At 33.0% G+C, this 20,214-nt stretch carries 17 protein-coding genes; 7 read left to right on the top strand and 10 right to left on the bottom strand.

Features of this window, described 5'->3' with window-relative positions; genetic code table 11:
- The first annotated feature begins 19 nt into the window (after positions 1–19).
- Entirely contained in the window at positions 20–1,315 is a 1,296-nt protein-coding gene (locus VKY47_RS07195; RefSeq protein WP_324311593.1) for a glycosyltransferase family 4 protein, read from the top strand.
- Complete coding sequence (locus VKY47_RS07190; protein ID WP_324311592.1) at positions 1,300–2,769, top strand: lipopolysaccharide biosynthesis protein; 1,470 nt, start codon at positions 1,300–1,302, stop codon at positions 2,767–2,769. The genes VKY47_RS07195 and VKY47_RS07190 overlap by 16 nt, the downstream gene beginning before the upstream one ends.
- Before the next feature lie 145 nt (positions 2,770–2,914).
- On the opposite strand, the gene VKY47_RS07185 is transcribed toward VKY47_RS07190, so the two are convergent.
- Positions 2,915–4,072: a hypothetical protein gene (locus VKY47_RS07185; RefSeq protein ID WP_324311590.1), complete on the bottom strand. Its 1,158-nt coding sequence runs from the start codon at positions 4,070–4,072 to the stop codon at positions 2,915–2,917.
- A 298-nt stretch (positions 4,073–4,370) separates the two neighbouring features.
- On the opposite strand from VKY47_RS07185, the gene VKY47_RS07180 reads away from it, so the two are divergent.
- Positions 4,371–5,438: a DUF3667 domain-containing protein gene (locus tag VKY47_RS07180; protein WP_324311588.1), complete on the top strand. Its 1,068-nt coding sequence runs from the start codon at positions 4,371–4,373 to the stop codon at positions 5,436–5,438.
- Here the strand turns inward: VKY47_RS07180 and uvrA are convergent.
- The gene (gene uvrA / locus VKY47_RS07175) at positions 5,435–8,218 is read right to left on the bottom strand and encodes an excinuclease ABC subunit UvrA (protein ID WP_324311587.1); all 2,784 of its coding nucleotides are present in this window, start codon (positions 8,216–8,218) and stop codon (positions 5,435–5,437) included. The two genes, VKY47_RS07180 and uvrA, sit on opposite strands and share 4 nt — an antisense overlap.
- Before the next feature lie 235 nt (positions 8,219–8,453).
- Between uvrA and VKY47_RS07170 the strand changes: the two genes are divergently transcribed.
- Complete coding sequence (locus VKY47_RS07170) at positions 8,454–9,038, top strand: RNA polymerase sigma factor (RefSeq protein WP_324311585.1); 585 nt, start codon at positions 8,454–8,456, stop codon at positions 9,036–9,038.
- A 311-nt stretch (positions 9,039–9,349) separates the two neighbouring features.
- On the opposite strand, the gene VKY47_RS07165 is transcribed toward VKY47_RS07170, so the two are convergent.
- Positions 9,350–10,015, bottom strand: a complete 666-nt coding sequence (locus tag VKY47_RS07165; protein WP_324311584.1) for an endonuclease III domain-containing protein — start codon at positions 10,013–10,015, stop codon at positions 9,350–9,352.
- A 41-nt stretch (positions 10,016–10,056) separates the two neighbouring features.
- Here VKY47_RS07165 and bcp point away from each other — a divergent pair, with 41 nt between their 5' ends.
- Complete coding sequence (bcp, locus tag VKY47_RS07160; RefSeq protein ID WP_324311583.1) at positions 10,057–10,509, top strand: thioredoxin-dependent thiol peroxidase; 453 nt, start codon at positions 10,057–10,059, stop codon at positions 10,507–10,509.
- Positions 10,510–10,656: 147 nt separating this feature from the next.
- On the opposite strand, the gene VKY47_RS07155 is transcribed toward bcp, so the two are convergent.
- Positions 10,657–12,108 (bottom strand): TonB-dependent receptor, encoded by a 1,452-nt coding sequence (locus tag VKY47_RS07155; RefSeq protein WP_324311582.1) that lies wholly within the window; start codon positions 12,106–12,108, stop codon positions 10,657–10,659.
- A gap of 92 nt (positions 12,109–12,200) precedes the next feature.
- Between VKY47_RS07155 and VKY47_RS07150 the strand changes: the two genes are divergently transcribed.
- The gene (locus VKY47_RS07150; RefSeq protein WP_324311581.1) at positions 12,201–12,962 is read left to right on the top strand and encodes an MBL fold metallo-hydrolase; all 762 of its coding nucleotides are present in this window, start codon (positions 12,201–12,203) and stop codon (positions 12,960–12,962) included.
- Positions 12,962–13,465: a hydrolase gene (locus tag VKY47_RS07145; protein WP_324311580.1), complete on the top strand. Its 504-nt coding sequence runs from the start codon at positions 12,962–12,964 to the stop codon at positions 13,463–13,465. The genes VKY47_RS07150 and VKY47_RS07145 overlap by 1 nt, the downstream gene beginning before the upstream one ends.
- A 4-nt stretch (positions 13,466–13,469) precedes the next feature.
- Here VKY47_RS07145 and VKY47_RS07140 read toward each other — a convergent pair whose 3' ends face one another.
- The 6 genes from VKY47_RS07140 to xerD all read right to left on the bottom strand — a co-directional run bounded on the left by VKY47_RS07140 (position 13,470) and on the right by xerD (position 20,037).
- On the bottom strand, positions 13,470–14,111 hold the full coding sequence (locus VKY47_RS07140; protein WP_324311578.1) for an alpha/beta hydrolase: 642 nt from the start codon (positions 14,109–14,111) through the stop codon (positions 13,470–13,472).
- A gap of 14 nt (positions 14,112–14,125) precedes the next feature.
- Positions 14,126–14,452, bottom strand: coding sequence for a DUF4870 domain-containing protein (locus VKY47_RS07135; protein ID WP_324311576.1), 327 nt, complete (start codon positions 14,450–14,452; stop codon positions 14,126–14,128).
- Positions 14,453–14,456: 4 nt separating this feature from the next.
- Positions 14,457–15,710, bottom strand: coding sequence for a dihydroorotase (locus VKY47_RS07130; protein ID WP_324311575.1), 1,254 nt, complete (start codon positions 15,708–15,710; stop codon positions 14,457–14,459).
- On the bottom strand, positions 15,707–17,629 hold the full coding sequence (locus VKY47_RS07125) for a BatA domain-containing protein (RefSeq protein WP_324311574.1): 1,923 nt from the start codon (positions 17,627–17,629) through the stop codon (positions 15,707–15,709). Before VKY47_RS07125 ends, VKY47_RS07130 begins: the two co-directional genes overlap by 4 nt.
- Before the next feature lie 208 nt (positions 17,630–17,837).
- A complete protein-coding gene (locus VKY47_RS07120) occupies positions 17,838–19,013 on the bottom strand; it encodes a sensor histidine kinase (protein WP_324311573.1) in 1,176 nt (391 codons plus the stop codon).
- 127 nt (positions 19,014–19,140) lie between these two features.
- On the bottom strand, positions 19,141–20,037 hold the full coding sequence (xerD, locus tag VKY47_RS07115) for a site-specific tyrosine recombinase XerD (RefSeq protein ID WP_324311572.1): 897 nt from the start codon (positions 20,035–20,037) through the stop codon (positions 19,141–19,143).
- Positions 20,038–20,214 lie beyond the last annotated feature (177 nt).

The following is a 20,214-nucleotide window of genomic DNA, read 5'->3' as shown; positions in this document are numbered from 1 at the left end:
TGGCTTTACTCCAATAAAAATGACTAAAACCAAGGTTCTAATTATCGCATACTATTGGCCGCCAGCTGGAGGTCCAGGGGTGCAACGTTGGTTGAAATTCACGAAATATTTACCAGAATTTGGTATAGAGCCCATTGTTTATGTACCTTCAAACCCTAGTTATCCTATTATAGATGAAACGCTGCTTGAAGAAGTTTCAGATACCATTACCATCTTAAAACAACCCATAAAAGAACCTTATAAGTTTGCTGGTATTCTATCTAAAAACAAATCTAAAACCATAAGCAAAGGAATTATTCCAAAACAAAAGCAACAATCTCTTATTGATAAATTATTACTTTTTGTGAGAGGAAATTTTTTTATTCCAGATGCTAGAATAAATTGGGTAAAACCTTCCGTACAGTATTTAGATAGGTATATATATGATTATAATATTAAAATCATAATCACTACTGGACCGCCACATAGTTTGCATTTAATAGGTTTGGAGCTTCAGAAAAGAGCAGGAGTTAGATGGATTGCAGATTTTAGAGATCCTTGGACGACCATAGGATATCATAAACAACTAAAACTGACCGATCTTGCAAAACAAAAGCATCAAGCTTTAGAAAAAGAAGTTCTTCAAACTGCCGATCAAATTATTGTTACCAGTGAAGTGACTAAAACGGAGTTTTCTTATTTAACTAAAAAACCAATTTCGGTCATTACAAATGGCTATGATAGAAATACTGTTGCTATTCCACCTTTAGATAAAAAGTTTACTTTAGCGCATATTGGCTCCTTATTATCCCAACGTAATCCAGAAGTGCTCTGGCAAGTTTTAAAAGAACTTATTGAGGAACATTCAGATTTTGCAAAAGATTTTGAACTTCATTTTATAGGTTCTGTAAGCGAAGAAGTGCTCGAATCCTTAAAAGGCTATAATTTAAGCGCTTACGTAACCAATCATAGTTATGTTACGCATAGTAAAGCCGTTGAATTTCAAAAGAAATCGCAAGTGTTATTATTGATTGAAATAGACTCTGAAGAAACCAAATGTATTATTCCAGGAAAACTGTTTGAATACATGGTTTCGAGCAGACCTATATTAGCAATTGGTCCAAAAGATTCAGATATTGAGCGTATCATTAAAGAGACCAATACAGGATCTTATTTTAATTACCAAGATCACGAAACCATTAAAATAACACTTTTAAACTTTTATAGAGCGTATCAGGAAGGACATTTAAAATCCCATGCCATTGGATTGCAAAAATATAGTAGAAAAGCTTTAACCGAATCTTTAACTAAATTGATTTTATGGGAGTCGTACTAAATCAGTCTATAAAAAACACACTTATTACCTATTTAGGTTTTGGAATTGGAGCCATTAATGTCCTGTTTTTATATACTTCATTTTTAAGTGACGAGTATTTTGGATTGGTAAGTTATCTGCTTTCCACAGCTAATATTATGATGCCACTTATGGCTTTTGGTGTTCATAATACCATTGTGAAATTTTATTCTTCGTTTAAAACCAAACAATCTCAGAATAGCTTTTTAACCTTAATGTTGTTTTTGCCTTTACTGATAATTATTCCTTTTGGACTGATTGGGTATTTCGCTTTTTCATTTATTAGCACTTGGTTGGCAGGAGATAATTTGATTGTGGTCGATTATGTTTGGTTAATTTACTTCGCAGCCATAACCTTTGCCTATTTTGAAGTCTTTTATGCGTGGTCTAAAGTACAAATGCAAACTGTTTTTGGCAATTTTATGAAAGAGGTATTTCATAGATTATTTACAACAGTTTTACTTCTTGTTTTATACGCAGGCTATTTAACTGTGGACGAGTTTATTTATAGTATTGTTGGTGTTTACGCCTTGCGAATGGTTATTATGAAGTTGTATGCGTTTAGTCTCCGTTTTCCAAAATTGAAATTTGAAAGAATCCCTAATCTGATATCTATTTTAAAATACACGAGCTTAATAATTATAGCAGGTTCTGTAGCAAACGTGATTTTAGAAATTGATAAATTCATGATTAATCGCTACGAAGCCATTGAAAACGTAGCTTATTATGGAGTTGCTATTTACATTGCTACCGTAATTGGTGTGCCTTATCGATCTATGTATCAAATTGTAAATCCGTTGACAGCAAAACTTTTAAACGAAAAAAATAAAGTGGATTTAAAGATTCTTTATCAAAAAAGTTCGTTGACCTTATTCATTATTAGCGGGTTTATATTTTTAATTATTATTTTAAATATTAATGAACTTTACAAACTAATCAACGAAAATTATGTTGATGGTTTAATCGTGGTTTTCATTATAGGCCTTACCAAATTGTTGGATAGTTTGCTTGGTAATAATAATGCGATTCTTTTTAATAGCGATTATTACAGAATGGTGCTAATTCTAGGAGTTTTCCTAGCCGTTTTAACCGTTGTTTTAAACATGGTTTTTATTCCTTTGTATGGAATAAATGGCGCTGCATTTGCCACTTTTATAGCCATTCTAATTTACAATATTTCAAAAATAGTCTTTGTATACTATAAGTTTAATATGCTGCCATTTTCAGCTAATACGGTAAAGGTTATTTTACTTCTTTTAGTAAGTTTAGGTGTTTTTTATTTCTGGGATTTCCCGTTTCATCCTATTATTAATATCACTTTCAAAAGCACGCTTATTTCTATAAGCTATGGCTCATTGGTTTATGGATTTAATTTATCTGATGATATTTCTGTTTTGTTGAATAGAATTTTCAGAATAGGAAAGAGAGGTTCTTAAATGTTATTTTATAACTATTAGTTTGTTTTTTGTAGGTTTTTTAATTCAAACAAAAATAGTAATGGTATAAAATAGGAAAATCCCACAATGTTGCTTTGAGGCAAACTACTTGCAGGACTTTCCAACTTAACCAACCAAAAACTAACTATCTTCTGCCTCTAGTATTTGAAGCTACTGGACTGTTAGTATTCTCTTTATTATATGTACGACTATTTGATTGTTTTGGTTTTCCATCAGGTACATTATTCTTTACTACAGGTTTTGTTGAATTCCCTCTAGTTTGTGTTCTAGGTTGTGAAACCATTGGGCTGTTTGCTCTAGGCGAATTTTCCACTGAACTCTTTCTTGGCTTTACAGTATTTGTTTCAGTTCTAGGTTTTGTTGTCACCTGATTATTAGATCTAGGTGAATTAACTTGTGATTCTCCACGAGGTCTTACCGTATTTGTTGCTTCTCTAGGTTTTACGGCTACCTGATTATTAGATCTAGGTGTGTTAACCTGAGAATTTTCGCTAGGTCTTACAGTATTGTTCGTGCTTCTAGGCTGAGTAGCAACTTGATTGCTCGATCTTGGATTTGCAGTTCCAACATCACGTCTTGGCGTATTGTTTGCCTGAGTTGGTCTAGTAGCTAAATCACTTTGTCTAGTAACTGTAGTTCCACGCCTGCTTGCAACAGCAGTAGTACGTCTGTAATTGTTAGTATACGGTTTATTGTAATTATATCTTACAGGTGTATAATATTGTCTATATGGTTTATGGTAAACGACACAGTGGGTATAAGCCGGAACTGTATAGTACCCATGCCAAGGTCTGTAAATATAATACGGATTGAAGGCATTGATATATCCAGTGTAATATGTATACTGTCTGTAAGAGTTATAATGAATATAAAGGCCTCCAATTCTAGATACATGTCCAAAACCATTATAGTTTACAAACACATTTCCAATTTGGCTTACACGACCGTAAAAATCGTAGTAAACTGGTACATGTTCCACTTGGATAATGGCTCCATACTCATCGTATTGTAAAAATGGATTGTAATTGTATCCAGAATTAAAACTGATGCTTATTCCAGGTCCATACACATTAACATTTGGTCCATAGTTTGGCATATAAAAATCGAACTGTCCGTCTGGAAATATCGAAAACTCGATGCCATTTTCAACAAATATGAAAGAATTACCATAACCTCTCAAAGCTGTTGTATTGTCAATATGACTTGGTTTGTTGGTAGTTGTTGCACTAACAGTTAATCCTCCCAGGACCAAAGCTGCTATTAAAAGCATAAATTTTTTCATAATTGTTAGATTTAAAATGAAACTTGTCTAGTATAAAACAAACAACATGCCAAAAATGTTTTTAAATAAAACAGACGGCTTAACTAATTGAAAACAAGATGCATATAAAAATAAAGATTATGGTCATTTATCAAATGCAAGAGGTTTAAGGTTTTGGTCCTATTGTTTTTCAGTATAAAATAAATCACTTCACCAGTATTTTATGTGTGGTTTTTTTTGAAAGGATTAGAAGAATCTTAATAGTTATTTGTATTCATAAGAGTCTTTTTTCATACATTTATAAGATCAATTATTGAATATGCCAACCAAGCAAACCACTTGTAAAAATTGTGAAAAAGCATTTAAAAGCGACTTTTCTTTTTGTCCTCATTGCGGTCAAAAGTCAAAGGACGAATTAACGCTTCGTGTGTTATTCTCTAACACCCTTAGCAATTATTTTTCTGTTGATGCGCGTTTTTTCAAGAGTTTTCTTCCTTTATTATTTAAACCAGGTTATATAGCTAGAAAATTTGTTGAGGGCAAACGCTTGCTTTATTTGCATCCAGCTCAAATGTATTTGTTTATAGCAATTGTGTTTTTCTTTTTATTTTCATTTAATGCCAATAAACAAGCAAAGGAAATTGATGAAGGTCTTGCTACTGCTTTTCAGAAAAATGAGAAAAATGATAATCTTTCATTTGTAGAAATTCAAGCAAATAGAATTAAAGACTCTATAGATAGAGAAGAAGCTCGAGAAACCCTTAAAAAAACCTCTATTTATACAGGAATGTCAGCTAAGGAAATTGACTCTTTGGTAGAAAGTGAAAATTTCAATCCTAAAAAGAACAACGTTAGTCTAACATCTGTAGAAACAGATTCTTTAATAAAAATAAATGCTCCAGATAAAGAAATTTATAGGTCCATGGGATTAAAAGATGATGATAGCGCATTTAAAAGGCGCTTATATGCGCAAGGATTAAAGTTTCTTAAATCTAAACAAGGAGGAAGTATTTTACAGACCTTTTATGATACTGTTCCTATTGCCATGTTTTTTGTCTTGCCGTTATTTGCTTTATTATTAAAACTAGTTTACAGAAAAAGTGGACGTTATGCGCATCATTTGGTGTTTAGCTTTTACTTTTTTGCCTTTATATTTACGGTGTTTAGTTTTCTTGTTGGAATAAATTTTATAATAGATATTCCAGATTGGATAGATGCTCTAATCGTTTTATCTATATTTTTCTATCTAATTATTGCTTTAAAATGTTTTTATCAACAAAGTTGGTTTAAGAGTTTTTTAAAAGGCAGTATAACAACGTTCATGTTTTTTCCAATAGTACTAATGGTGGCTGCATTTGTGGGCTTCTTTGCTTTTATGTTTTATTAAAGTTTTTCCTTTAAATATTTACCAGTAATGGATTTGCTATTGGCAACAATTTCCTCAGGTGTTCCAGAAGCGACTAAATAACCACCATATTCACCACCTTCTGGACCTAAATCGATAATATGATCGGCACATTTAATCAATTCTAGATTGTGTTCTACCACCAAAATGGAGTGTCCTTTTTCAATTAGGGCATTAAACGATTTTAGAAGCTTTTGTATGTCATGAAAGTGCAATCCTGTAGTTGGTTCATCGAAAATAAACAAGGTATTGTCACTTTTACTTCCTTTTCCTAAAAACGACGCCAATTTTATACGTTGTGCTTCACCGCCAGAAAGGGTAGAAGAGCTTTGGCCTAAAGTTACGTAACCTAGACCAACATCTTGTAAAGGTTGTAGTTTACCTTGAATTTTACCTTGGTCGTGTGTTTCAAAAAAGGTAATGGCATCATCAATGGTCATATTTAAAACATCGTCGATACTTTTGTCGTTAAAAGTAACTTCCAAAACTTCCTTTTTAAAACGTTTGCCATTACAGGTTTCGCAAGTTAAGTGCACATCTGCCATAAATTGCATCTCGATAGTAACTTCACCTTCACCTTTACAGGTTTCGCAACGTCCACCATCCACATTAAAGGAGAAATGTTTTGGCTGATAATTTCTAATCTTACTTAATTTCTGATTGGCATATAAGGCACGAATATCGTCGTATGCCTTGATATAAGTTACTGGATTTGAGCGAGAAGAACGGCCAATAGGATTTTGATCTACAAACTCAATCTGTTTCACATTACTAAAGTTTCCTTTTAGCTCTGAAAATTGCCCAGGTTTATCGCCAAAATCGGTTAATATTTTTTGAAGTGCTGGATACAATATTTTCTTTACCAAGGTGCTTTTTCCACTTCCCGAAACTCCTGTAATAACTGTCAACACTCCAAGTGGAATGCTAACATCTATGTTCTTTAAATTGTTTTCCCTAGCACCAAGAATATCTACATGATACTTAGAAGTTCTTCTTTTTTTAGGAACTTTAATTTCTAATGTGCCATTTAAATATTGAGCTGTTAATGAGTTGGAAGCTAAAATATCTTTATATGTTCCGGTTGCAACTACTTCTCCTCCAAGAGTTCCAGCTTCTGGACCAATATCGATAATCTCGTCGGCTTCTTTCATAATGTCTTCATCATGCTCCACCACGATAACCGTGTTTCCTATATCTCTAAGTGATTTTAAAACACCAATCAATTTTTCGGTATCTTTTGGATGCAGACCAATACTAGGTTCGTCAAGAATATACATCGAACCAACCAAACTACTTCCTAGAGATGTTGCTAAATTTATTCGTTGACTTTCTCCTCCAGAAAGTGTATTCGATTTCCTATTTAAAGTTAAATAGTTTAAACCCACGTTGTCCAAAAACATCAAACGGTTATTGATTTCCTTAAGCAAGCGTTTGGCAATTGTTAAATCGTAGTCGTTTAATTCCAACTGTTTAAAGAAGGCCATTAGTTTGTTTAATGGCAGATCTACTAAATCGGTAATAGTGGCACCTCCAATTTTAATATAATCTGCTTCTGGTCTTAAACGCTTTCCTTTACAAGCTTTACATTTGGTCTTTCCTCTGTAACGAGAAAGCATCACACGATTTTGGATTTTATAAGCTTTGGATTCCAACTCGGCAAAAAATGAATTTAAGCCTTCAAAATATTTATTACCATCCCAAATAAGTTGTTTCTGCTCTTCGCTTAACTGAAAAAAGGGTTTATGGATGGGAAAATCGAATTTATGGGAATTGTTCACCAATTGATCGCGATACCAACTCATGCTTTCTCCACGCCAAGCGAAAATAGCATTTTCAAAAACAGATAAAGCTGTATTTGGAATTACTAAATCTTCGTCTATACCTACAATATCTCCATAACCTTCACATTTAGGACAAGCACCATAGGGATTGTTAAAACTGAATAAATGCACATTGGGTTCCAAAAAATCTATGCCATCCAATTCGAACTTATTGCTAAAAAATCGTTGTTTGCTATCTTTTAATGTTTCTATATAACATTCTCCTTTTCCTTCAAAAAATGCAGTTTGGATTGCATCTGCCAAACGGTTGTAAAAATCTTCTTCGTTTTTGGTGATAATTCTATCGACTACTAAAAATATGGAATCATTTTCAGAAACATCTTTTGCTTCCTCAATTCTTAAAACTTCTTTATCCACTTTAATTCTAGCATAACCTTGCTGTTGAAGCACTTTTAGCTTGTCTTCCATGGTGCGTCCTTTTTCTAAATAAATAGGAGCGAGGAGCAGGAGTTTTTCACCTTCATCAAAAGTTTTAATATAGTTTAAAACATCTGAAACCGTATCTTTCTTAACTTCCTTTCCGGATTTTGGAGAATAGGTTTTTCCAATTCTGGCAAACAGTAATTTGAAATAATCGTAAATTTCTGTTGAAGTACCTACTGTAGAACGAGGATTGGTAGAATTTACTTTTTGTTCTATGGCAATAGCAGGAGCAATGCCTTTTATGTAATCAACTTTAGGTTTGTTAAGTCTTCCTAAAAATTGTCTGGCATAACTGGACAGGCTTTCCACATATCGGCGTTGTCCTTCGGCATACAATGTATCAAAAGCCAAACTAGATTTCCCAGAGCCAGACAAACCAGTAATAACAACCAATTTATTTCTTGGAATTACAACATCGATATGCTTTAAATTGTGCAAACTAGCACCTTTAATAATGATATTTTCTTTCGGGTTTACTTGAGAAATGTTAGGAGTCATAAGTTGTATAGGCGCTAATTTTGCAAAGATACTATAAGTAAATCAACCAAGAAAATAGAATCTTATCGAATATTTTTTTTCAAATAATTTCAATTAATTTGTAGAATAACAAAGAATGTTGTTATATTTGGGACTTACTAATCTTAAAATCACTCGTCTAGCCTATAGCATAAAATTACTTTAAAATAGATTTAACCCCAAACATAAAGGAAACTTTGTGTTCAAAGTAATAATTATGCAAAACGAACTTGTCACAGATGCTACGCTAGTCAGTAACTACATTAAAGGTGATGAACCTGCTTTAGAGGTTTTAATTAAGAGACACAAACAACGCGTTTTTAGTTTTATTTATTCCAAGGTTTTGGATAAGGATATGGCTGAAGATATTTTTCAAGACACATTTATTAAGGTAATTAAAACCTTAAAAAGAGGAAAGTATAACGAGGAAGGTAAATTCTTGCCCTGGGTGATGCGTATTTCCCATAATTTGGTAATCGATCATTTTAGGCGAAATAATCGCATGCCTAAATTTAGCAATTCGGGAGATTTTAATATTTTTTCGGTCTTGTGCGATACAACTTTAGATGCTGAACGAAGCATAATTAAAATGCAAGTTGAAGCTGATGTTAGAAAACTTATTGAAGAACTTCCAGCCGATCAAAAAGAAGTATTGATGATGCGTATGTACAACGACATGAGTTTTAAGGAAATTTCCGATAAAACAGGTGTTAGTATCAATACAGCATTAGGTAGAATGCGTTACGCTTTAATTAATATGAGAAAAATTATTGATAAACATAATATTATTTTAACCAATTAAACAATAATAATCAGACTGTTGCGTTTTAGATTGTAAATAAACCCATTAAAAAATAAAACTAAATGGCAAAACTTTACTCTGAAAAAAATCCCCAAAGGCAGCTTGATTTAAACCCAAAAGAAGAGACCATACAGTTTCTTCTTGATTATTCGAAGGCTTTAAGTGTTATAAATTGTAATAAGATGAAGTTTGAAGCGCTTCTCAACTAAACTTTGAAAAAGTCCTAATTAGTCGTTAGGACTTTTTTGCTTTAGTTTCTTTTTATCAATATGCATGAAGTTTGAAGGATTAAATCCCAGATAGCTAAAATTCTATATTTTGTCGTCTATATATTGAGGATGTGCTTTTAAAACACTTTTTCTTCCAATAGTTTTTGTAATAATGTCTTTATTCAAATCCCAACCTCTTGCGGGAGAATATTGACGTCCATACCAAATAATTTGTAGATGTAAATCGTTCCAAATTTCTTCTGGAAACAGGCGTTTCGCATCTTTTTCTGTTTGAACCACATTTTTCCCATTGGTAAATCCCCATCGATACATCAATCTATGTATATGTGTATCTACTGGAAATGCTGGAATTCCAAAAGCTTGAGATAAAACCACAGCAGCTGTTTTATGTCCTACAGCTGGTAATTCTTCTAGTTCTTCATATGTTTTTGGTACTTGCCCATCATGTTTATCTATTAATATATGCGACAGGCCATAAATGCCTTTGCTTTTCATTGGCGATAAGCCCACAGGTCTAATAATATCCCTGATTTCTTCAACAGAAAGCTTTATCATATCGTACGGATTATCTGCCTTTGCAAATAATAATGGAGTAATCTGATTTACGCGAACATCTGTACATTGTGCAGACAATAATACAGCAATTAGTAAAGTATAAGGATCTTTATGGTCTAACGCTACAGGAATGGTTGGGTAAATTTCATTTAACGTTTTTATAACGAATTCTACCTTTTCTTGCTTAGTCATAAGTTGTATTTTTACAAAAATTGAATTTAAACAAAGATACTATGACAAATTTGAAACCAGGAGATAAAGCACCAGATTTTACTGCAAAAGACCAAGATGGAAACAGCATTTCTTTAAAAGATTTTCAAGGAAAAAAATTGGTGTTGTTTTTTTATCCAAAAGCAAGTACGCCAGGTTGTACAGCTGAAGCTTGTAATTTAAGCGATAATTATTCTAGATTTCAAAAAGCAGGTTATGAGATTCTAGGTGCGAGTGCAGATAGTGAGAAAAGACAAAGCAATTTTAAAAACAAATACAAGTTCCCTTATCCATTATTGGCGGATGAAGATAAAAGCGTGATTGAAGCTTATGGGGTTTGGGGACCAAAAAAGTTTATGGGAAAAGAATATGAAGGCATCCATAGAACCACATTTGTAATTGATGAAAAAGGAATTATCGAGGATGTAATATCAAAAGTGAAAACCAAAGAACATACCGATCAAATATTAAAGTAATAATACGCTGTCTTACAAGTAGGATTAATTTATTTTGTTAGATTCATTGTAGTCAAAACCTCAATGGATATTGAGGTTTTCTTGTTTTAAACTGTGATCGAACCAACCTAAAACCTGCTTTTAAGACAGCGCTTTCTATCTGGAAATTTACTCATTTCTAAAAGTTTCCTCAGTTTCACAACCAAACAGACTTTTCTCTTTAATTAATTTCGAAACACCTTCTGGCAACATAGTTTCCCAACCTTCTTCGCCATCCGTAATCATTTTTAATACAGTTCTTGAGAATACGGTTAAAATGGTTTCATCGTAATCCGTAATATCCACCAACTTACCATTGTACTTAAAAAATTTGTACAATTCTTTCATCCTAGGATGAACTTTTACGTTTTCGCTATTGGTAATTGTGCCATCATCGTTGTGCATTGGATATAAGTATACTCTCAAATCTTTAAAGAATAACTTTCCAAAAGCCTCTAAAATACCACCACTTAAATGACGGTAATATTTTTCGTCAAAAATATCCACGAGATTGTTAACACCCATAGCAAGTCCCATTCTGCTCTTGGTATATTGAGAGAAGTATTCCACCAATTTGTAATACTCCTGGAAATTAGAAATTAAAACGGTTTGTCCTAAAGAGCAAAGCAACTTGGCTCTATCCATAAAGTCCTGTTCATCAATTTCGCCCTCAGCACGTAAATTAGATAGCGTAATTTCGAAAACAACTTGGGTTCTTTCTTCCTCTACTTTATTTTCTTTAATAAACATTTCGTAAGACCTATGGAACATGTCCATATTTACCTTGGTTACAGGCCTAAAACTTCCACGTAAAGCTAAAATATTCTTTTTGTATAAAACTTTTGCTGGCAAAACGTTGTTTCCATCAGGAGAAAACATTACGGCATCTGTCATCCCGTTTTTAACCAACTGTAAACTCATTAATCGGTTGTCCACATCTTCAAAAATGGGGCCTGAAAAGTTTATGGTGTCAATTTCAATCTGGTCTTTATCTAAATGGTCATATAAGTAACGAAGTAAATTTTTAGGTTGCTTATATTTATAATAAGCACCATAAATCAAGTTTGTTCCTAAAATCCCTAAAGTTTCTTGTTGTAATCTGGCATCGTTTTCTTTAAACCTAAGATGTAAAATAATCTCGTTATAATCCTTCTCAGGATCTATTTGATAACGAATACCAACCCAACCATGACCTTTGTATTGTTTTGCAAAATCTATGGTGGTTACTGTGTTGGCAAAAGAAAAGAACATTTTATTTGGATGTTTATCTCTTGTCAAACGTTTTTCAATGAGGCCAATTTCGTGGTTTAGCATTTTACGTAAACGAGCTTCAGTTACATAACGTCCATCCTTTTCTACACCGTAAATAGCATCGCTAAAATCCTTGTCGTATGCCGACATAGCTTTCGCTATGGTTCCCGAAGCGCCACCTGCCCTAAAAAAATGTCTCACCGTTTCTTGTCCTGCACCAATTTCTGCAAAAGTTCCGTAAATATGCTCGTTTAAATTTATACGAAGGGCTTTTGTTTTTAATGAAGGAATGTCATCAAACTCTTTATCTCCTTTTAGGGTTATTTCCATTCTAAATTTTGGATTAAATCTTAACTACAAAGGTAATTAATTAGCAGGTTAAACAAAAAAATAACCTTATTTTTGTTTTAAAATTAAAAGGTTTGAAAGTGACATTTTTAGGCACGGGAACATCGCAAGGAATTCCGGTTATAGGAAGTACTCATCCTGTTTGTTTAAGTACAAATTTTAAGGATAAACGCTTAAGAGTTTCAGTTCTTATTGAATGGGATTCTTTTGTTTACGTGATAGATTGTGGCCCCGATTTTAGACAACAAATGTTAACGGTAGGATGCAACAAAATAGATGGCATTTTATTTACTCACGAACATGCAGATCATACAGCCGGTTTAGATGATATTAGACCCTATTTTTTTAATCAAGGTCCTATTCCTGTGTATGCTCATAAACGGGTTATAGGAGAATTGACGCGTAGATTTGATTATATTTTTGCTGTCGAAGACAAATATCCTGGAGCACCTGGTGTTCTTATAAACGAAGTTAAGAATGAAGCATTCCCTTTAGCCAATCTAAATGTGGTTCCAATTGATGGGATGCATTATAATCTTCAGGTTTTTGGCTACAGATTTGATAAATTTGCCTATTTAACAGACATGAAAACGGTTGAGGATAAAGAAATAGAAAAACTAAAAAACCTGGACGTGTTAGTGATCAATGCGTTAAGGCAACAGCCTCACGCTACGCATTTTAATTTGGAAGAAGCTTTAGATTTTATTGAAAAAGTAAACCCTAAAAGAGCTTATTTAACCCATATTAGCCATTTAATGGGGTTTCATGACGACGTGCAACAAAACTTACCAGAAAATATTTTTCTGGCTTATGATAACCTACAAATTACTATCTAATGAAGAATAAAATTTTAATGTACCTATTTGTTTTTGCGCTTTTACTCGTTGTTTTTCAATATGTGAATTCTAAAAATATTCTAGAAGCGTATGATGTGAAATACGAAAGAAGCCTTGAGAAAAAGCAAGCTTATGAAGACACAATTTCTGTTTTACGAGATCGAATTTTAACTTTATCTGAATTTAAACTCGACCAAACAGAAGCTGCCCTGTCTTATTTTGAAGCACGAGGTTTTAATGTCTCTGAATTGATTCCTTTTATCAAAGATGAAATATACGAGTTGAACGCACTTCCAGGTGAAGAACACGTGCTAATTCCTTATGCATCCATGACCGGCGCAAAAATGCTTATTAATTCCATTAGAATTTTAAATCATAAATGGATCATTGCCAACTTTTCTGATGGGAAATATTGGGGAGAATTATTGATTCATTATGAAATAACCGAAGACGAGCAGTTAAAATTTAAACTTATCGATTCGTTTTTATATCCAACGCAATAAAACTCTAAATTCTATCGATTAACCATTTTTTGAGCTCGTAAAAATTCTGTGGAGCAACACCGTGACCCACAGGAAATTCGGAATACTGGTTCTCAATGTTTAAAGCATTTAAGAATTTTGGTGCTTCTCTAGCCCATTCAACAGGTAATACCTGATCGACACTGCCGTGCGAGCAATAAAAACTTAAATGTGAATAGTCTTTTCCGGTAAGGTTTTCAGGAATAATCTTCGTATTAATATAGCCACTTAAAGCAATAACTTGGTTTACTTTTTCAGGATAAGTTAAAGCCACAGCATAACTTAAAATAGTACCTTGACTAAATCCTAAAATAGTAACATTATCCTTATTTACTGGGTATTTACTACAAGCTTCGTCTATAAATTTGGCTATTAAATCCCTTGAAGTTTTGGCTTGCTCGTCGTCGCTCCATTTGTTTTGATCTGCATCAAAATTAATGGCAAACCACGCATTTCCATAGGGTTGTAATGGATATGGTGCTTTAAGTGAAATAATAAATAATTCCTCAGGTAATTCTGAAGCAAAAGAAAATAAGTCGTTCTCATCACTTCCATAGCCATGGCACATTATTAATAATGGCGCATTTTCTTTTAAGGTAGATGGTCTAGTAATATATGTTAAGCTCAATTTACTGTGTTTTTTTAATTAATATTTTTGAACCATTCCTGGAATTTTTCTCCAAGAACGGGAATTGGTTTTGCTTGTCCTTTTGAAGCATAAAATATTCCAAAAAGCCAACAAACAAAGGTTATAATCCAAAAGCTAGTCCCTAACAAACTGTTGACATATTCTTCAACTAAATTTGAAAAAAGAAGCATAATGATTAATCCCAACATCTGTCGGACATGAAAAAAGGTAAAGGGATTCTTTTTCTCAAGATTCATTATAATAGCTACTATTAACCCAATAAAGGTCAAATAACTAATAATTGCCATGGTCTTTCCTTCTTGAACGGTTTGATCTATCATGAATTTAATTTAAAATAAGTTTATTATTAGCAACAATACCATATACCTTGCCTTTGGTTTCGTAACCAAGGAAGATGGCGTTTTTTGAAGTCGATTTAATAGCATCTTTCGTGAATTTTTGTGTCCCATTAGGATTAAACAAACTTAAATCGGCTTTGTTTCCTATAGCAATAGCTTGAGAAGTTACTCCAAATCTGTTTTTTCCTTTGGTTAAATAATCGATGGTTTTTTTTGTACTAAAATGGGAGTTTAAAATACCAAAAGCAGATTCTAAACCAAGAGTTCCGTATTTGGCAAAATCGAACTCAATTTTTTTATGCTCTATGTCAATCGGGTTATGATTGCTAGTTACCATATCTATCGTGCCATCTTTTAAACCATCTATTAAAGCACTTATATCTTCTTTGGTACGCAAAGGCGGAAGTACTTTAAAGTTGGTATTAAAAGTGGTTAAACTCTCGTCTGTTATAATTAGATTATGAATGGCCACACTACAACTTACATTCAATTTTTTCCTTTTTGCCTCGCGAATCAGTTCCACCGATTTTGCTGTAGAAATGGTTGGAATATGAAGTTTTCCCTCCGTGTATTCCAATAAGAACAAATCTCTGGAAATTTGCAATTCTTCGGCCATATTTGGATTGCCTTTCAATCCTATAGAAGTACTGGTAAACTGTTCGTTCATAACACCTTTTCCTGAAATTTTATTTTCTTGTGGAAAAGAAAGTACCAAGCCATCAAAATTACTGGCATATTGCAAGGCTATTTTAAGTAAATTCGGATTTTCTATAGGTTTTTCATAGTCACCAAAAGCTATGGCACCCGCATTTTTCATATCGAATAATTCAGCCAAATCCACTCCTTTGCTTTCTTTGGTTAAAGCACCAATAGGGTAGAGGTTAACAGCATGTTTTTCTGCTTTTGCTTTTACAAAAGACACATCAGAATTGCAATCGATTACTGGATTTGTGTTGGGGTTTAATGCCACAGACGTAAAACCTGAAAGCGCCGCTGTTTTTAAACCATTTTCTATGGTTTCACGTTCTTCGTAACCAGGTTCTCCAAAACTCACGCTACTATCAAACCAGCCTTGGGATACATGCAGATTTTTTAAATCTATTTCCTGAATGCTTTTAGGGTTTTTTAGTGTTTTTGAAATTTCGGTAATCACACCATTTTCAATTAAAATATCAACCGTTTGATTATGGAAATCGCTTTTAGGGTCGATAATTGTGGCAGATTTTAAAAGTGCGTTCATTTAAAGTATTTTAAGATGAGCAGTTCAATGGCTAGAAAGCCTAGTGCAAAAATAACAAACCATTTCCATAGCTCGTTAATTTTTGAGTCACTTTTTAAATTCCCTAATAAATCGGGTAGGGAATGGGATAAGTTGATGTGTTTTATACCCGAAAGATCTTGATATTGCAACATACTTTCGTCTCTTTTATAATTATAACTGATATTTTCTATAAAATCCAGTTTATTGCTTACCGTATAAGTTCCTGCTGTAGCCGGAACATCATTCGTTGTAATTTGGACTTTATTATTGAAATATTGCTGTTGCGGAATCAAACTTTCATCATTTAAAGTCATCATTAAAATATCGTCCTGTTGTAAACTTATTGGAATGTCAAATTTATTTTCTTCCCCGATAACATAGTACAATTCCGAGGTTTTTAAACTCTGTTTTCCAACGTTGTAAAGCGTAGGAACTATTAAAGGCGAATTTTTAAAGTTTGAATTTTCAGTTTTTAAGGAAGCTGAAAACGCATAAACTTGGTCACTTTTTGTTAAAAATGCTTTGCCATCTTCAAATTGTAATGGCGTACTTCCATTGGAACTGTTTAGTGTGTAAAAACTTTGAACTTTAGGATATTGGAAGTTAGAAACCTCTTTATTAAAAACATCCTTATAAAGTGGATGTGAATAATGGATGGTTGTAATTCTCTTTTCTGAAGAATTTAATGCAGTAAAACGCATGTTGTATGGCAGCAACAAGTCGTTATAGGTTTGTAAATCACTTTTTTCTGATGGAATGATCATTAGAAAACCACCTTTATCGGTAAAAGCCTTTAGAGCGGTTGTTAAAGAATTTGGGATGCTTTCCAATTCGTTTAAAACAATGAGGTTTTGGTTTTCAATGTCGCTATAATTGAGCTCATTTAAAGAGACTGAAGTATATTGAAATTCATTTTCCGAATAAATTCGTTTTAAAAACGTATCGTCGCTTTCGTTTATGGCAAGTACGTTTGCTTTAGTTGCTTTATTGATACTAAAAAACAAGGTATTGTCGAAAGCTAGGTTGATATCGTCAATAACAATGCTTCCGTTTACGCTTTCTTCATTGTTTACAGTAAAAACAGCTGTAGCATTTTGTTCAATATCTATGGCTGTTTTTGCTATTAGATTTTCATTATTGAACAAAGAGATTGGAATGTTTTTTAGCGGTTTTCCTTGGTTGGAAACATGTGCTGTAAGCTCGATGTTTAATGGTGTTTTGTTAGAAATGTATAAGCTGTCAATAGACAGGTTGTTGGAGTTTACAGGTTTTAATTGAACGGCATGGAGACTTATTAAAGAATCTAATGTGGGTGTGAATGCCGTTTCCTTGGTTTGAAAATCCGACACCAGGATTAACTGTTGTTGGTTTCCTGAATTGGTGGAAAAGAGGTTTTTGCCTTTTAATAAAACAGCGTCGTAGTTAAGTTGGTTGGAAGCGTAGTCCAGTTGTAGCAATTCATTTTTAATAGCAGTAATTGTTGTGTTTTTAAAAGTGTAGTTATTTGTGAAAACCGAGAAATTTTCTGTTACCTCTAGGTTTTCAATGAGATCTTGGACGGCTCTTTTAAGTAATTCACCTTCTTCGCCTTTGGCTTGCATGCTAAAGGAGTTATCTATATACACTACTGTTTCTTTTTGGGTGTTTAGCGCATTTATTTTTGAAGTGAAAGGTTGGGCAAATGCAAAAATTAGAGCTGCAAACACCAACATTCTTGTAAATAAAATGAGCCATTTTTTTATTTGAGAACTTTTTCTGCTTTGGGCCGTTACTTTTTTAAGAAACGCCACATTGGTAAACGCCTGCTTTTTAAACTTTCTAAGTTGAAATAGGTGAATAAGAATTGGGATAAGCAGCGCAAATAAAGCGTAAAGAAGTTCAGGATGTTTAAACTGCATTCTTATTTGTTTATTTACAAAAATAACGTTTACTCTGATATAGAAAACCTTTTAACAACAAATTAAATTTTTTAGGTCGGAAAATCTCTAATAATTTTTGTAATTCTCACTTCTTAGATGCTTTAGATAGAAGAATTTCGATAAAAATTCAGAATCCAGTAGAAACAGAACTAAATTTTAAAATTCAAGTACACGTGTGGCTTAGGGCTTAACTTGGAATAGCTTCACTAGGCGTTATTCTTTTTTCGTTTGGAATGCTAATGGTAAAACAAGTGCCCACATTAACTTCACTTTCAACCTCAATTTTCCCACCATAAGTTTCTATTTGATTTTTTATCAGATATAAACCAACTCCTTCCGCATCTTTGTTTTTATGAAAGGTTTTATAAAGTCCAAATATTGAATCGCCAAACTTCACTAAATCGATTCCTAGGCCATTGTCGGATATTTTAATTTGTATGTTTTTATCATCAATAACACTTTCAATCTTAATTTCTGGATCCCTATCTGGATGCTTATATTTAATAGCATTGGTCAATAGGTTTTGAATGATGCTTTCAATGTAAGATGGGTTGTAATAAACATATAAATTAGGGTTGATGTGATTGGTGATTTTAGCATTGTTTTCTGAAATAACCATGTTTAGTACATTTAGGATATGGTTGACTTCTTTTGCCAGATATAGTTTTTCTATTCGGGCTGTTCGATTGTTTTGAACAGACACAATCTCAGTTAAATTTCCTATAGTTTTTGTTAAGGACGCAGATAAGGTATTTAAATAAGTTATTATTTCCTCTTTCTCATGGTTGGATGTGGCTTCTTCATAAAAAATAAGGAGACTTTCAAAATTGGCAGCATGTTGTTTTAAATTATGTGTAACAATATGTGCGAAGTTTTTAAGCTGATTGTTTTGTTTGGTTATAATATTAAGCGTGTCGGTTAATTTGATTTCACTTTCAACATGCTTGCTAATATCAACATGGGTTCCAATAAACCGAATGGGATTGCCATTGGCATCTCTTTCAGTAATTTTTCCTTTATCCAAAATCCACTTATAACTGCCGTCTTTGCATTTTATACGGTGTTCATTAACATACAGGTTTTTTACACCATGGATATGATCTTGGAAATCTTGAAAATACTTGTCTCTATCTTCTGGATGTACACGATCGTTCCAAGCGTTTATGTTGTCGCCAAATGTTGGGTCGTTTTCAAAACCAATAATGCGTTTGGAGGCCTCAGAGAAATACACCTTGTTGCTTATAGCGTTAAACTCCCATACGCCAACATTGGTCATTTCAACGGCTAACTGCCACATGCGTTTTTCGTTGTAACCGTTGAGGGAATTTAAATCGTTTGATATTTTTGAGTTTTTAAAATCCATATTTTCTAAACAATTTTTAAGATAGTTTTGAAGTTAATATGGGGAGAATCTAAAAAATGCTATAGTTTTCACTACTAAAATAGTTAATAATCAGCTATCTAAATAGTAATACACAAGAAAGTTTTGTTTATTTTCTTGGATGAAAGCTATGAAGCACATTTTTTAAATGACTTTTATCCACATGCATATAGATTTCGGTTGTGGTAATACTTTCATGACCCAACATGAGTTGAATGGTTCTTAAGTCGGCTCCGTTTTCTAATAGGTGCGTGGCAAACGAGTGTCTAAAGGTATGTGGGGAAATGCTTTTCTTTAAATCTATCTTTACGGCAAGTTGTTTGATAATGGTGAAAATCATAGCTCGGGTAAGCTGTTTTCCTCTTCGGTTTAAAAACAAGGTGTCTTCATGTCCTTTTTGAATGTCTAAATGAACTCGGATCTCCTTTTTATATAAATTAATGTATTTCTGAGCGGATTCTACAATGGGTACAAAGCGTTGTTTGTCTCCTTTTCCAGTAACTTTTATAAAACCTTCCTCAAAAAATAAATCAGAAATCTTTAAGTTGGTCAACTCGCTAACACGCAGGCCACAACTGTATAAGGTTTCTAGCATAGCTCGATTGCGTTCGCCTTCAGGTTTGCTTAAATCTATAGCTTCAATTAAATGGTTAATATCCTCTAATGAAAGTGTGTCTGGAAGTTTTCGACCTGTTTTTGGGGATTCTATTAACTCTAAAGGATTATCCGTTCTATAATCCTCAAAAATGAGATAGTTAAAAAAACTTCGAAGCCCAGAAATAATTCTAGATTGGCTTCTGGCATTTACATGCTTGGCAGTTTCGTAAATAAAAGGCTGAATGCTTTCTTTGGTAATAGATATAGGATTAGCTGGCATTTTGTTAGCCTCCAAAAATTTCATTAACTTTTCTACATCCAAACCATAGCTGGCAATGGAATTGGCAGAAAGTCCTCTTTCAATTTTCAAGTAAAGTTTATAGTCTTTTAAGGCGTGTTCCCATTTCATTAGTGCAAAAATAAACTAAATAGACTAGTTAAATAAGCGGGTTAGAGATAATTAAAGCTAGAATTGATATAAATTGTTAATAACTTATTACACATCATGCTGATTAGTAGGTGTTTAGAATTACAGCCTCTTATAAATGTTGATAATTATGAGTTATTTTGTTCGTAAATTGAAAAA

Source organism: Xanthomarina sp. (genome assembly GCF_035306705.1).
Lineage (GTDB): Bacteria > Bacteroidota > Bacteroidia > Flavobacteriales > Flavobacteriaceae > Xanthomarina.
This window is presented reverse-complemented; position numbering and strand designations above follow the sequence as displayed.

What these genes read in the sequence shown, in the direction of transcription:
- VKY47_RS07195 (WP_324311593.1), top strand. Translation starts at nt 20, where the DNA reads ATGACTAAAACCAAGGTTCTAATTATCGCATACTATTGGCCGCCAGCT.
- VKY47_RS07190 (WP_324311592.1), top strand. Translation starts at nt 1,300, where the DNA reads ATGGGAGTCGTACTAAATCAGTCTATAAAAAACACACTTATTACCTAT.
- VKY47_RS07185 (WP_324311590.1), bottom strand. Translation starts at nt 4,072, where the DNA reads ATGAAAAAATTTATGCTTTTAATAGCAGCTTTGGTCCTGGGAGGATTA.
- VKY47_RS07180 (WP_324311588.1), top strand. Translation starts at nt 4,371, where the DNA reads ATGCCAACCAAGCAAACCACTTGTAAAAATTGTGAAAAAGCATTTAAA.
- uvrA (WP_324311587.1), bottom strand. Translation starts at nt 8,218, where the DNA reads ATGACTCCTAACATTTCTCAAGTAAACCCGAAAGAAAATATCATTATT.
- VKY47_RS07170 (WP_324311585.1), top strand. Translation starts at nt 8,454, where the DNA reads ATGCAAAACGAACTTGTCACAGATGCTACGCTAGTCAGTAACTACATT.
- VKY47_RS07165 (WP_324311584.1), bottom strand. Translation starts at nt 10,015, where the DNA reads ATGACTAAGCAAGAAAAGGTAGAATTCGTTATAAAAACGTTAAATGAA.
- bcp (WP_324311583.1), top strand. Translation starts at nt 10,057, where the DNA reads ATGACAAATTTGAAACCAGGAGATAAAGCACCAGATTTTACTGCAAAA.
- VKY47_RS07155 (WP_324311582.1), bottom strand. Translation starts at nt 12,108, where the DNA reads ATGGAAATAACCCTAAAAGGAGATAAAGAGTTTGATGACATTCCTTCA.
- VKY47_RS07145 (WP_324311580.1), top strand. Translation starts at nt 12,962, where the DNA reads ATGAAGAATAAAATTTTAATGTACCTATTTGTTTTTGCGCTTTTACTC.
- VKY47_RS07135 (WP_324311576.1), bottom strand. Translation starts at nt 14,452, where the DNA reads ATGATAGATCAAACCGTTCAAGAAGGAAAGACCATGGCAATTATTAGT.
- VKY47_RS07130 (WP_324311575.1), bottom strand. Translation starts at nt 15,710, where the DNA reads ATGAACGCACTTTTAAAATCTGCCACAATTATCGACCCTAAAAGCGAT.
- VKY47_RS07125 (WP_324311574.1), bottom strand. Translation starts at nt 17,629, where the DNA reads ATGCAGTTTAAACATCCTGAACTTCTTTACGCTTTATTTGCGCTGCTT.
- VKY47_RS07120 (WP_324311573.1), bottom strand. Translation starts at nt 19,013, where the DNA reads ATGGATTTTAAAAACTCAAAAATATCAAACGATTTAAATTCCCTCAAC.
- xerD (WP_324311572.1), bottom strand. Translation starts at nt 20,037, where the DNA reads ATGAAATGGGAACACGCCTTAAAAGACTATAAACTTTACTTGAAAATT.